Below are 14183 nucleotides of genomic sequence, written 5' to 3' on the forward strand. Positions count from 1 at the left end.
TCGCTGTATATCCCCATAGGATAGCATAAACATCATCTTTCACCCATGCGTGTTTAACTTTACGCACTCCACAAAGCTTATACTTACGCTTTCGGTTTTTGACTTTCTTCTGCTAGCCCTGCATAATAAATTTTATTACTATGGAATCAATTTGTCTTGGTGCTGTTTCGTCCTGCTTGAGAAATGGCGTTTTATCATGTAGAAAGAGGGGGAAGCTGTGTCATCCTTTAATATTAAACGTTGGATCATTAAACCTTTTGTGTTTTTCACAATACTTTTTATCCTAAAAGCATTTCTGACTTGGGGCGTCATTTTTGATGATGTGCTGCCTTGGAAATCATTATTGACAGAAATCCCTTTTGCCTGGGCGCTCTTCTGTATTATTGAGCGGTTCGCCTCCAAACGAAAACTTGGATATTACATGACAGTCAACTTATTAGTGACAGCCATCTTTTTCGCAGCCATTATGTATTTTAAATATTATGGTGTCATTGTAACTTACCATGCCGCTGAGCAGGTGAATCAAGTCACAGCCGTCAGCAACAGCGTATTCTCACTCATGGACCCTTACTACCTGCTAATCTTTACAGATATCATTGTCCTAGGAGGCTATTTCTTCTTTAATAAGAAAGGCCGGATCTATAAAAAGGAAAATATCAACCGTCGTAACGGAAAAATAAAGTATAGCGTAATATTCGCAGTCTCACTTGGTTTATGCTTGTTCAATATTTTGCCTAATAAGGCCAGTATGAACGAAATTAAAAAAGCTCAGGAGATGGGTATTCTTAATTATGAAGCCTATACGATCTTTGCTAAAGAAGAACCAGAACTTGTGCAATCAAGTGACATTACACAAGATGCCATCAACAAAGTGAAGGGAATTAATACTGCAGTTAGTTCTCCACTTCATGGCACGGCTAAAGGCAAAAATCTTATTATCATTCAATTGGAATCCTTCCAGAGCTTTTTGATGGGTCTTCAGCTAGACGGGCAAGAGATTACACCGAACCTGAACAAGGTAATGAAGGATAGTCTCTACTTCCCTAATTTCTATCAAATGGTCGGTCAAGGGAATACGTCGGATGCAGAGTTCGTAGTGAACACTTCAGCCTACATCCCTCCACGCGGAGCAGCAACCATGTCCTATGTGGATAAGGTGCTTCCAAGTCTGCCACGCTTGCTAAAAGACAATGGTTATCAGACCGCAACCTTCCACACCAATGTCGTAGAGTTTTGGAACCGCGGTGAGCTGTACGAATCGCTGGGCTTTGATCATTATTATGATCGTAAATTTTTTGGGGAAGATGATGTCTTCTTCTTCGGTGCTTCTGATGATACGCTTTATAGTAAAACAGCCGACAAGCTAAAAGAAATGAGCAACGAGGGTCAACCTTTCTACGCTCAGGTCATTTCGATGTCAGCGCATCATCCATTCACAATCCCTGAGGAAAAATACCGTATGAAGCTTCCAGAGCGTTACGAAGGTACTTTTGTGGGTGACTATATCCGTTCCCAGAACTATGCGGATGATGCCTTCGGACATTTCGTAGAAGAACTTAAAGCGAATGGCGTATGGGATAACAGCGTAATCATGATTTATGGAGACCATATGGGACTACCTATTTATTCTCTCGATCATGATGATAAGCAATTAATGACTGAAATTTATGGTCATGAATATTCCTATGCGGATATGTTAAACATTCCTCTGCTCATCCATACAGGAGACAGCACAGCACCACAGACCTTAGAGCAAGTCGGTGGCGAAGTGGATATTATGCCAACTGCTGCTGGTCTTCTTGGAATTTCATTAGAGAATAACCTGGTTTTCGGTCAAGATCTACTTAGTCAGACTTATAATTTGCTGCCAGAGCGATATTATTTACCTTCCGGTTCTTTCATTTCCAGTTCAGGACTGCTTATTCCGGGTAACAGCTTTGAAGACAACACTCAATATTCAATCGATAAGAATGGAAAAGCACCGTCTGCCACTGAGGATGAATACAACCGAGCATTGAGACTTTTACAGCTCTCCCATAGCTATATTACGCAACTGCCAGACAAACCAATTGAACCATAAGCCATTCATAAAATAAGATTTCAAAAAAGGCCACCTTCCGGAGAAGGTGGCCTTTTCTGTATCAATATACTAAACCTGGAGATTTACCGTTCCTGATCCTCGATCATACGGTAGTACTCTGCAAAATTTTGCAGCTCTTCCGGTTTCAGTATAGATAAATGTTCAGCAAGCAGCTGTTTTGAACGGAAATGTCCTTCTTCAAGTGTCCGCTGGCCTAGCTCGGTGATGGTTACGACAACCGCTCTCCGATCTTTTCCATCCGTCTCACGCTTAATGAAACCCAGCACTTCGAGACGATCCAACATCACTGTAATGGCACTCGATTTGACCTCCATAGACTCCGCCAGTTGTACAACCCGCGACTGCTTCTCTTTCGCTACTATATTTAACAGACCCATCTGAGGTACGGTAAGTCCGAGTTCTTTGTGCAATGACATTTGTGACATGATCTTACGTTGTACTCTCCACATAGATAATCCAAGACGCTCTATTAACGGATCTAATTGATGCGGCATCCTTGTTTCAACTCCCAATCCGTTTTTAATAACTCAAGCGTACCACTAGAACTGGTTAGGATTCAATGCTTTTGTCTACTAAACATTTCATAATCACGTTTATTTCCATAAACATTCCACCAATTTACAATTTCCGACACAAAAATACTATATTCTATGTAAGGTTCTAGGCTTAACGATACGCTATAATCGTAGCAGTGAGATCGATTGTCATCGAAAACATAATTTGTCAAGGTTGGTGCAAAAAATGAAATTGGCAACTAAATTAACTTGGATGATGTTTATCGTGTTACTTCTTGTTGGATCATCCATCGGGTTCTTCGGATACCGTACTGCTTATAAGCAAGTAGACGAAGCAGCAGGTATCGAATTGGTAGGCTGCGCCAATATTACAACCGGGCTGATTGACCCCTCAGACATTACCGCCTTAATTGCAGGAGATCAAAGCAAACTGGAGGCTGTCGAGGACCGGATCGGTTGGATTGTGGCACATAAGGCTATTTTTAAAGAGGCGTTCATTTTATCGCTAGACGGCAAGATACTCGCCGCAGATTCAAGTTTCAAAGCAAGAGGTTATAAAGCAGGCGGCACTTTTTATTTCTCAGATGAAGAGAAGCAAATGATCACTAAATTTAAGCATTCCGCTTACTCCAAGGTTTATACATACGAAGGTACCTCACTTAAGACGGGTTACGGCCCCATCTATCAGGATCATGATCCGTCCAAGCCTATAGTTGCGCTAATGGCTATTAACTTTGATGGACCTTTAATTCAAGAACGGACCCGGGACATCATTGTTCAGCCTTTTATTATCGGGACTTCCATTCTAGTTATTGCTATTGTGGCAGCATATCTCTTAATCCGCCGAATGGTAAGTCCACTAACAAAGTTATCCAGAGGCGTAAATCTTGTTGCACAGGGTGATCTTACTCATGATCCTATTTCATTCAACAGCAAGGATGAAATTGGTACATTAGCTCGAAATTTCAACGGCATGACACAGAGCTTGCGCATGCTCATTACCGAGGTCAATGAAACCTCTATGCAGGTAGCATCTTCATCTGAAGAGCTCTCTGCCAGTGCGCAAGAAACTAATCGTGCTGGTGAGTACAGTGTGAACGTTTCGATTGAGCTTGCTGATGGAGCTAATACACAATTGCAAAATTTGGAGGGTGGTTATAAGTCTGTACAAGATTTGTCACACTTCATTACAGAGATTGCAGGAAATGCAGATAACGCAATGAATAATGCTACCAGTAACGCTGAAAAGGCTCGTACAGGTCGAGAAGCAATGGATTCTACTACGCAGCAGATGAGCGTCGTCAGTGACAGCATCACTGATTTAGCTGTCATTATTGAAACCTTGGGCGGCTACTCCAAGGAAATCGAGAATATCGTGGGCACGATTGCAAGTATCGCAGAAGAAACCAATCTGCTGTCGCTGAATGCAGCCATTGAAGCTGCAAGAGCCGGAGAAGAGGGAAGAGGCTTTGCGGTAGTTGCACAATCCGTACGCAAGCTTGCCGAACGTTCCGCCCAATCCGCTGCTCAAATCGGTCAACTCGTAAACATCATTGTAAATCAGATGGACCATGCAGGAGAAACCATGAAGCGCTCTACAGAAGAGATGGAGCAAGGCCGTGAATTAATCGTAACGGCAGGTCAATCCTTCTCCGAGATTGAAATGTCTGTCTCTGGGATGGCTTCACAAAGTCAGCAGATTTCCGGTACAGTCCGCGAACTAGCCTTCATCTCCGATGGTCTCGTTACTACTCTACAGAATATTGTAGACGTCGCTAATCAGACAGCAAGTGGTGCGGAAACATTATCCGCCTCCTCACAAGAGCAGCTTGCAGCCATGGAAGAAGTGGAGTCAGCTGCAGGTTTCCTGTCCTCGCTAGCTGAGAAGCTACAGATTCTAATTGAACGCTTCAAAGTATAATCCTTCTCATCCATGTAAGTTCTTAAACTTAAAGGGGCTAGCGACCAAGCAGAGAAATTCTGTTTGGTCGCTAGCCCCTCTTCTATGTATTGAGATCACGATGCTGCCGTATTCGCTAAAAACCACTCACCCAGCTCATGTACAGGCATCGGCCGACCGTAATAATAACCCTGCATGACTCTACAGCCCAGTGATTTCAGCAATTCAATCTGCTCTGGTGTCTCCACACCTTCCGCCACGACTTCCATATTAAGATGAGTCGCAATCGCAATAATATTGCTGATAATAGCTTTCTTGGAGTGCATCTTGCTGTTACGAATAAATACTTGGTCAATCTTGAGTGTGTTCACTGGGATCTCATCCAAATTACCAAGGGAGGAAAAGCCTGTCCCAAAGTCATCCAGCGATACTCTTACCCCAAGCATTCGAAGTCTAGACAGCTGTGCAACCGTCTCTTTCATGTTATGCATCGCAATGGACTCTGTAATCTCCAGTTCGAGAAAGTGTGGCTCTAATTCTGAACATGTGAGTGCTTCCGCTACAACATCGTATAGACTTCCATCCTCAAACATCCGTGCGGACATATTAATAGAGACCGGTACGTTAGCTATCTCTTCCTTATGCCAGAACCTGTTCTGGCTACACACATCATGTAACATCCAATAGGTAATCGGAACGATCAGTCCGGTCTCCTCTGCAATAGGAATGAACTCTCCTGGTGAAATAATCCCATGTTCTGGGTGTCTCCAGCGCAGTAACGCTTCAAGCCCCACCGTAACATTCATATAAGAGTCCCATTTCGGCTGATACACAACCATAAACTCAGAACGAGCCAATGCTTTTCGAAGATCCTTCTCTAGCGACATCCGCCGCAACTGATTGCGATTTACTTCTTGGTCGAACACACTCCATTTATTCTTACCTGAATCCTTAGAAGTATAAAGAGCCGTATCCGCAGCCTTCATTAGCGCTGAGCGGTCAGTCCCATGCAAAGGAGTCATACTAATTCCAACACTTGCAGTAACATATAGCTCGTTGCCCTGAATACGATAGAATTTCTTAAGTTCATGCATAATATGCGCCGCCTCTTCCTGCGCATCCTCCAGCGTGCAATCTGGCAGAGCAATCAGGAATTCGTCACCGCCTAAACGGAAGGTCTTCCCTTTATCTCCTACAGAACGGATTAATCTAACAGCAACCTCCTGTAGTAACATATCACCTATATCATGTCCCAGCGTATCATTAATTGACTTAAAGCGATCTAAATCCACAATAAAAACTGCACCAGATCCACTTTCAAAAAATTCATCTTTAAAATAGCGTTCTAGTCCATGTCGATTCGGCAGCTCTGTTAGTGGATCATGATATGCCATTCGTTCAAGCACATGGCGATCCAGAAATACGGCGCCAGCAGAAACTGCGAGCATAAGTAACGCTGCCAGCGAAAATGCCATTAACAGTATAACATCCGTCTCCACAAAAAAAGGTTTGCTTCCAGGCAAGTTGTTATATTCAAAATGACTAGCCTTTACACTTGTGTAATGCAATCCGGTAACTGAAAATCCAATAAACAACGCCGAGTATAGCTTCCATCGCTGAAACCCTGCGCATTCTTTAAACTTGTGAAACATCAATAATCCGATATAAGACGAAACCAAAACCAGAATTACAGCAGCGGCTTGAATCCATATATCATAATGAATCCTCGTCACAATCTTTATAGAAGACATTCCGATATAGTGCATAGCCGAAAAGCCGCTTCCCAAGAGAATACCACCTACTACTAAATTCCATATCCTTAATTGAGGAGCAGATGTGATCCGGAATGCCAAATAGCAGAATAACACACCCACCAATAGTGATATTATAGATCTGCCTGGATAATAATTGACCTCCGCTGGAAAGCGATTCGCCATTATCCCAACATAATGTATTGCCCAAATACCGCAGCCTAACACACATGCTCCCGAGATCAACCACAGACGTCGGATTTTGCCAGTAGAACGCGAAACTTGCGAAATCAGATTCAGTGCAGAATAAGTAACTGTCGCCGCTAGTACAAATGATAGTAAAACAATCCATACATTATAGTGGATTCCCATTTTATCCATTAATTAACCTCTTCACCGGTTTTGAATCCCGTAATCACTCAGCGTATTTCTCAAGTAAAAAATCAGTACACGAATATCAGATATGGAAGAGTGCGTAAAGATTATAGGTTATCCATAAAAAGAAACTTTAGATGTATTCTACTCTGTATTCAGAAGATTGTCTAAGTAAATACTGGAATTTATACCCTTTTTTTATTTCGCGAAAAATGTCCATATTTGACACATTACTCAACCCGGAAAACTTGAATTATGACCTGTTAATGATATATTTTTTGGAAAGGTAATTCGCCAAATCCATAGATTCAAAACTACCAGTACCAACAGGTAGATATAAATTCCACCCATAAACAAAGTAAAGACATAATGAATACCTGCCATCCCCATCAGCAAAAATAATAACCCAAAGGAATTTGCAGTGTAATCCTTCTGTTTAGCTGCCTCATAACGTTCTGAGAAAGGTAGTACCGGAGGATAAGAACGGAAACAAATGACTCCATAGATCAGCATTGCAAACAGCACAACTGCCAAGTCTGGTATAATTCGCAGCCCAAACAACCAAAGATACACTATCGCTTCTATAGCGAATAAAGGTAATAGCAGGCGAACAATCGCTGCCTTAAGCATTCCACGATAGATGGGTGCGGTGTTCGGCAGAGGAATCAGCTTATAAATCCAAGAGCCTTTATAACCCGCAGAGTACCTTAGCATTAGAACAACCGTCTGAAGTAACGTCGCACCGAAATAAATCATCAGGAAAGTGTTTGAATCCTTGATAGACGATGCATTTCCATCCCAAAAGATCCCAAATATAAAAATGAACGGGAAGACAATGGAATAACCGATTGCCGGATATACCTTTAACTTGAAGTCACGCTCATTCTTCATCATTGACCAGCTAAAACGAAAGAACATTCCCTCTAACGGGTTCTTACAAGTTATTTTCGACAACCAGTCCACCATTCGGGCGTTACTGTTGCCAACATTCCCTTGCTCTGAAAGCTTCTGTAAGCTCTTTTCGAATAGAGGCATCAGCTTAACATACGCAACAATCAGCAGAACCGGAATTACTAAAGCTAGTACTGAAAGCACGACGAAGTGTGTATCTCTGGCCCCGCCAATCAACATCTCAAAGGGAGCCGCAAACCAAATCGGAGAAATCAGATACTGCCACCATGCCGGCTTAAAAGAGAGGCTCAATTCAGCAATATCGAACAATCTAACTACGAGCTGATACCCTACTGTAATCCCTATAGTCAAAATGATCTGTACATAATTAATAATATCCTTGAGCTTCTCCCCGTCGAAAAACTTCATGATCAGTAAATAAAGCAGCGCCGTAATAACGAGGATAAAGCAGTCCATCAGAATGATCTCAAAAGCATATATTAGAAAAAATAGTACTCCCTGTTTAAACAGGCACAAAATCAGCGAAGGTCCGGTCAATGTCAGCGTCACTGAAAATAAATAAATGAGAATGTGAATGCTCTTCGCCATGTTCAAGGTACGGCGGTTCACTGGCTTTGAAGCAAGTATGTTTTTGTCCCGAAGATCAAGCATCACGGAAGAGAAATCAGAGATCAGCGTGGTCGTAATCATAAACATCACTACACCAAATACAAGGTTCATTTGTAGCATATAATTGCCCGTTAACATCATAAGAGGAACTAACATGACGCCAAAAAGTAAATAAATCCATTGCACACGCAGCGGCGAGCCTTCTTTCTTCTCCTCCTTTTTCTGCATTCCAGCCAGCACTGTCGGTGTTCTTCTTCCGTCCATCGTCAGTTTGACCTGCAGAATACTCCGCATCACATCATAATCAACTCCGATTCGGCTAAACCCACCTCGCAGCTTATCCAGAAGCTTCAGCACATAGAAATCAGTCATGAGAAGATACCTCTTGCATGACCGCAACAAATTCCCCAGCAATATCACGGTATTTATCAAATCCAGTTAACTGATTAAAAATATCCTCAAGCGACCCTTCGCGGCCCCTCTCTCTTAACTCAGCAAAGCTCCCATCCGCCACGATATCTCCACCATCGATCAAAACAATCCGGCTACTGATCTTCTCAACCACATCCATGATGTGTGAAGAATAGAAAATGGTCTTGCCCCTTGCCGCCAAAGATGCAAAAATCTCCTTTACTACCATTACGCTATTGGCATCCAGACCGCTTAACGGTTCATCTAGGAACAGAATATCGGGATCATGAAGCATGCTGGAGATCAGCAGTACCTTTTGTTTCATCCCTTTGGAGAAGGTTGCGATCCGCGAATCATAAGCCTTCTCAAGACCTAGTAAGGCCATTAATTTTCCAGCTTTGTAGTCCACATCACTACGCTTCATGCCATACAACTCACCTACAAAGGTTAGATACTCTCTAGCGGTGAGACTATCATATAATTCGGCCACCTCCGGCACGTATCCTATTCTTTTCTTGTAAGAAACATCTCCATCAGCAATATCCCTACCGAAAATCTCTACTTTGCCGTTATAGCCTTCTACCAGACCGAGCATAATCTTAACAGTTGTGCTCTTTCCTGCCCCGTTAGGGCCGATATAGCCAATAATTTGTCCTCTGTATACCTTAAGGTCAATGCCCCTTAGCACCATTCGGTCCGTGTAGTTCATCCATAAACCAGAAATCGCAATGACTGGATCATCAGCAAGGCCCATATCCTAATCCCCTCTCTAGCGACTAATTGACGATGTTAAGAATTACCATTCCATGAAATTACAATAATTGTATCATTCAACTGAATCCCACTCCATAATTTAACTCACTAATCTTATATTTATGAATGTTAATGCCTTTTTCAGCACAAAAGGGAGAACCATTGGTTCCCCCTTAGAGTGAAGAGATCGTCCCTCGCAAATTATCCATGCCATAGTCCCTTGCTATTTTTTTATTTTTCCCATGTTTATTATCGGGATTAATTATTTTTAACATATTATTACATTGACTTTACTATAAATTCTATATAGATTGATCTCAATAGGATTAATCACATTAAAAAACTAGGTTTAAGGGGGTATTGGTAGTGAACATAGATAACAACTTGTTATCCGCCATCGAAACGAACTGGTATGGATTTGTTGCTTCCATATTTGTTTTTGCAATTTTGTTTCTACTGGCACGTAAACGAATCGGGTTTGGTACTCGAGTACTCATCGGACTTGGCATCGGACTTATTGCCGGAATATTCTTTCAATACTTCGATTTAGAGACCAAAGCTATCAGTACATTCGGCAGCATTTATGTAAGCTTGATTCGCATGCTCGTCATTCCTTTAGTCTTCATACTCGTATTGAACAGCATTTCTTCCTTAACTAATCTGGAGTATCTACGTAAAATAGGGATCAAAACCTTCGCCTGGTTCCTCGGTACGACGGGTATTGCTTCTATTATCGGCCTATCCGTGGCATTGCTGTTCAATCCCGGCCAAGGGATTCAGCAGGATGTACCCGCAGATTTCGCTGCTCGGGAAATTCCGACCTTCTCACAGGTTATTCTAGATCTCGTTCCATCTAACCCTGTGAATGAAGCAGCTACGGGAAAAGTTGTGCCTCTGCTCATTTTCGCTATCTTCCTAGCAGTAGCTATCATCAAGATTGGTTCTAAGAAACCAGAAGCCGTGAAACCTGTACGTGATCTTATTGAGTCATTGACACTGATACTGCATCAGGTCGTGAAATTCATTATTCGCCTAACACCTTACGGCGTATTCGCACTGATTGCCGGAATTACTGCTCGGTATGGCTGGGAAACGCTGCAGGAGCTGGGCAGTGTTATTATCACCTCATATGTAGCAATGATTATACATTTTGTGCTTATCTTTGGCGGGTTGGTTCTATTGGTAGCGAAAGTGAACCCAATTCGTTTCTTCCGCAAAATATATCCAACCATTACTGTTGCCTTCACAACCAGAAGCAGCTACGCAACACTTCCTGTCAATCTTGAAGTCATTACGAAGCGTCTGCATGTCTCCCCACGGATCGCGAGCTTTATCGCCCCATTAGGAGCATCGGTCAACTTTAATGCTTGCGGCGGGATTTGGCCGGCAATTGTGGCTGTGTTTACCGCCCAAGTATTCGGTATTGATCTGAACTGGACGGACTACATTACGCTGGTCTTAGTAAGTATTATCTCTTCTATTGGTGTAGCTGGCGTACCTGGACCAGCCGTAATCTCCACTACGGTAGTATTAACCGCTCTTGGTCTGCCGCTTGAAGGAATCGCTATCGTTGCAGGTGTAGAAGCGCTCATCGATATGGGTCGTACCGCTGTAAATGCAACGGGAACAGCTGTAACCGCGTTGTTGGTCGCAAATTCAGAAGGTGAATTTGACCGCGAAGCCTTTAATAGCAATGACGACGAAGATGATATTCTAGTGGGTACAGTTTAAACGCTGAACACGCAAGCAAAACGCCTTTCTTATATTTTAAAAACCTCCGGCATCTGCTTATAGCAGAAAGCCGGAGGTTTTTTTGTAGATTCATATAAGATTCAGTTATTACTGCATGCTAATTCTTTGGCGTTGTTTAGCTGAAGCAAGACAGGTTTCAACCAGCCGCATACTTAGCACTGGATCCTCCGGTGCAATGAGTCTCTTTCCTGTGAACACAGCAGCTGCAAAATCATCCACCTGCCGAATGTACGGATTAGCCCCTGTGGCATCAACCCGTCTCATCTCATCGCCAGTGTACACAAAGAATTCCGCATCCTCGTCTCTAGCGTTGAAAGGCATAGGCACCTCAATTCGTCCCTCAGTCCCAAGAATCTCCAAGAGCTGGCGGTTATATGCCCACATACCGCAATCAAAGATCAAGCTTAAACCATTTGGAAACTCTACCAGCCCTGAAGCCATCATATCTACATTATCATGCTCAGGGGAGAACTTCGCATGCACGGTCACAGCTTCCGGCTCCGTCCCAAACAAAAGTCGTGCTGCACTTAATGGATAACAGCCCACATCATAAAGCGAGCCGCCGCCCCAAGCCGATTTAAAACGAATATTTGAAGTGTCTGTAGCATCATTGTAAGTAAATGTACCTCGAATCGAGCGTAATTCTCCGATTTCACCGCTAGCGATAATGTCCTGGAGTTCAGCAATCCGTGGATGATGCCGATACATGTATGCCTCTGCTAAGTGGACGCCTGCATCGTTGCATGCTTTCACCATCTCTGCAGCCTCTGCACTGTTCAGCGCGATCGGTTTCTCACACAACACATGCTTACCCGCTTCTGCCGCACGGATCACCCATTCTCGATGAAGATGATTCGGGAGCGGAACATACACCGCATCGATTTCTTTATCTGCAAGTAACTCTTCATAACTGCCATATGCTTTCTCTATTCCGAACTCTGCGGCTACAGCGCTGCTTTTTTCCAAGCCACGACTCGCTATCGCCTTAATCATTCCCGAATCTGAATTCATGATAGCTGGCATCACTGAACCTGTCGCAATCTGCGCACAGCCTATGATCCCCCAGCGAAGTTTTTGCACCATAACGGCACACCTCTTCCCTTGGTCTAGTTACTATACTTTAAGACACCTTATCATAAAATGAAACGCAGCACTAATCAAAGAGAACAGTCAGAACGCAAAAAAAGCAGCACCCAAAGGAGCCTCGACTCCGATAGACACTGCTTTTTAATTCGATGGAGAAGCTACATGATCATATTTAACAGGACAGCCGCACCAAGCACAACTATACGTGCCGTGCTCATCAACACAAAATTTTTGACAGCAAGAATAAAGGTACTCGCCTTCTCCTGCTTCTGTGTGAACAAATAGATATTTCGGTGCAATGGGATCAGTGTAAGTAGAATCGCCAAGACAAGAATAGGGTTAACCCCCAAGATCAGCAACACTACAAGATCCAGATAAGAGACATAGTAAAGATATTTAAACAGCAAGAGCGCATTGCGGCGGCCAATATAGACCGGAAGCGTGTACCTGCGGTTCTCCATATCTTCATCAATATCACAGATATTATTAGCGAGCATAATCCCTGCAATCCCTAAAATGGCGGGAACAGAGAACCAGAACAGGTATAGCACTTCCACAATGTTAATATTCAGGCTGACCCAGCCGTTCTGAAGCAGCAGCGACACCACATGCTCGTCGGTATGGATATAAGCAGAGATAAAAATAATAACAAAACCCATAAACAAACCTGAGAACAGTTCACCTAACGGCATCCGCGAGATCGGAATCGGTCCGAACGAATAAAGGATACCTATTAAGAACGACAGTCCACCCAGCAAAAAGACCAGCAAACCTGTCTGAGTAACAAGGGCGATCCCTCCCCCTGCAGCCAACACTAGCAAAATAACAATGGTCGCCACGACGGTGCTCTCTTTTAGCTTAAAATGTACAATTGCATTATGCGTTTCATAGCCATAGCCGTGGGTTTTGGAAGCTTTTTTAAAATCGTAATAGTTGTTAATCGCTGTCGTTGCCATATCAAAACTTAGTAAGGAAACGAACATCAAACCAAAACGCAACACATAAAAATCCTCAAACCGGTACAGGGCATACAGCGTCCCCATTAGGAAGGGGATCATACTGGCTACTTTTGTCGGCAACTCCACAAATCTTAGAAAGCTTTTAATATTCACACCATACACCCTTATTTATCAATTGAGCCTGCAAGGTATTACTGTTCAGTCGTTGTAATCTTTACTGGGGACCATTCAGCAATAACCGTTTGTCCATGCACAGACACGCTACCCTCAGGACTCAGATCCTTCTCTGTCATAATTCCGAGCGCCACTGTAAAGTTGTTGAATTTGAGCGGAATATTTTTCTCGCGGCGTACCTCTTTGCCATTCAAATAGAATACAGCCTCATCCTTGCCACGGTGGTACGTAATGCGGTAGGTATTAAATTCACGTGGCTGGAAATCCGTATCTTCTTTAAAGATGCAGAAATATTTCGTTCCTTTGCTCTCTGGTACTTGTACGCCCGGGAACGGCAGAATACCATATACACTAGCATATTTATCATTTCCCGCAAAAAAGTCTAACGCCGCACCTGTCGTAAAATCAAGCAAGTTCAGCGACACATAACCGTCGTACAAGTCTCCAGGTGCTGTTCCTTGTGTGCGGCAACGAATTTGCAGCTCGAAGCTAATCTCTCCAGCCTCAGGAATTTCCACTGGCTCCGCGGAGTAATACATATGCTTAGCATTATCTAGAATTTGCACTTGATGATTCTCACGAGATAATTTGGCACGTACATACAAGGTATCATTACGAACAATAACTACCGCTTCCGGTTCACGATAAGCCCAGAACGATCCATCAGGCAGTGTAAATCCACCTGTTTTCCAAACCTTTCCTTCTTCTAAAATAGAGTGGAAGTCTCCAAGCACCATTTGGATACTTTTAGCGTTTGGTTCTTCCTTCATCAATTCCTTTTCCTTCTTTTCCATGAAAGCTCACTCCTTCTGTATGTTAATTATTAGTACAAGCAAAAACGCCTTCAGCGTCCCTAATGGACGGTAAGCGTTTATGCGAGAAATA

At 43.1% G+C, this 14183-nt stretch carries 10 protein-coding genes; 3 read left to right on the forward strand and 7 right to left on the reverse strand.

All coding sequences use genetic code 11. From position 1 onward, the window contains the following. The first annotated feature begins 217 nt into the window (after positions 1–217). A complete protein-coding gene (locus CA598_RS17900) occupies positions 218–2080 on the forward strand; it encodes an LTA synthase family protein (protein WP_094877347.1) in 1863 nt (620 codons plus the stop codon). 83 nt (positions 2081–2163) lie between these two features. On the opposite strand, the gene CA598_RS17905 is transcribed toward CA598_RS17900, so the two are convergent. Beyond that, complete coding sequence (locus CA598_RS17905; RefSeq protein WP_094877348.1) at positions 2164–2595, reverse strand: MarR family winged helix-turn-helix transcriptional regulator; 432 nt, start codon at positions 2593–2595, stop codon at positions 2164–2166. A gap of 247 nt (positions 2596–2842) precedes the next feature. Here CA598_RS17905 and CA598_RS17910 point away from each other — a divergent pair, with 247 nt between their 5' ends. Then, a complete protein-coding gene (locus tag CA598_RS17910) occupies positions 2843–4537 on the forward strand; it encodes a methyl-accepting chemotaxis protein (protein WP_094877349.1) in 1695 nt (564 codons plus the stop codon). 95 nt (positions 4538–4632) lie between these two features. Here CA598_RS17910 and CA598_RS17915 read toward each other — a convergent pair whose 3' ends face one another. The 3 genes from CA598_RS17915 to CA598_RS17925 all read right to left on the reverse strand — a co-directional run bounded on the left by CA598_RS17915 (position 4633) and on the right by CA598_RS17925 (position 9328). After that, on the reverse strand, positions 4633–6648 hold the full coding sequence (locus tag CA598_RS17915; protein WP_094877350.1) for a bifunctional diguanylate cyclase/phosphodiesterase: 2016 nt from the start codon (positions 6646–6648) through the stop codon (positions 4633–4635). 228 nt (positions 6649–6876) lie between these two features. Continuing rightward, complete coding sequence (locus CA598_RS17920) at positions 6877–8535, reverse strand: hypothetical protein (protein WP_094877351.1); 1659 nt, start codon at positions 8533–8535, stop codon at positions 6877–6879. Next, positions 8528–9328, reverse strand: coding sequence for an ABC transporter ATP-binding protein (locus CA598_RS17925; protein ID WP_094877352.1), 801 nt, complete (start codon positions 9326–9328; stop codon positions 8528–8530). The genes CA598_RS17920 and CA598_RS17925 overlap by 8 nt, the downstream gene beginning before the upstream one ends. 371 nt (positions 9329–9699) lie before the next feature. Between CA598_RS17925 and CA598_RS17930 the strand changes: the two genes are divergently transcribed. After that, complete coding sequence (locus CA598_RS17930) at positions 9700–11058, forward strand: dicarboxylate/amino acid:cation symporter (RefSeq protein WP_094877356.1); 1359 nt, start codon at positions 9700–9702, stop codon at positions 11056–11058. 108 nt (positions 11059–11166) lie between these two features. Here CA598_RS17930 and CA598_RS17935 read toward each other — a convergent pair whose 3' ends face one another. From CA598_RS17935 to CA598_RS17945, 3 genes are all read right to left on the reverse strand, one after another. Beyond that, the gene (locus tag CA598_RS17935) at positions 11167–12162 is read right to left on the reverse strand and encodes a Gfo/Idh/MocA family protein (protein ID WP_094877353.1); all 996 of its coding nucleotides are present in this window, start codon (positions 12160–12162) and stop codon (positions 11167–11169) included. Between the two features lie 161 nt (positions 12163–12323). Beyond that, on the reverse strand, positions 12324–13277 hold the full coding sequence (locus CA598_RS17940; protein WP_094877354.1) for a 1,4-dihydroxy-2-naphthoate polyprenyltransferase: 954 nt from the start codon (positions 13275–13277) through the stop codon (positions 12324–12326). A gap of 38 nt (positions 13278–13315) precedes the next feature. Next, the gene (locus CA598_RS17945) at positions 13316–14092 is read right to left on the reverse strand and encodes a DUF6081 family protein (RefSeq protein WP_256990536.1); all 777 of its coding nucleotides are present in this window, start codon (positions 14090–14092) and stop codon (positions 13316–13318) included. Positions 14093–14183: the final 91 nt, after the last annotated feature.

The organism is Paenibacillus sp. VTT E-133291, from assembly GCF_002264395.1.
GTDB lineage: Bacteria > Bacillota > Bacilli > Paenibacillales > Paenibacillaceae > Paenibacillus_AQ > Paenibacillus_AQ nitricinens.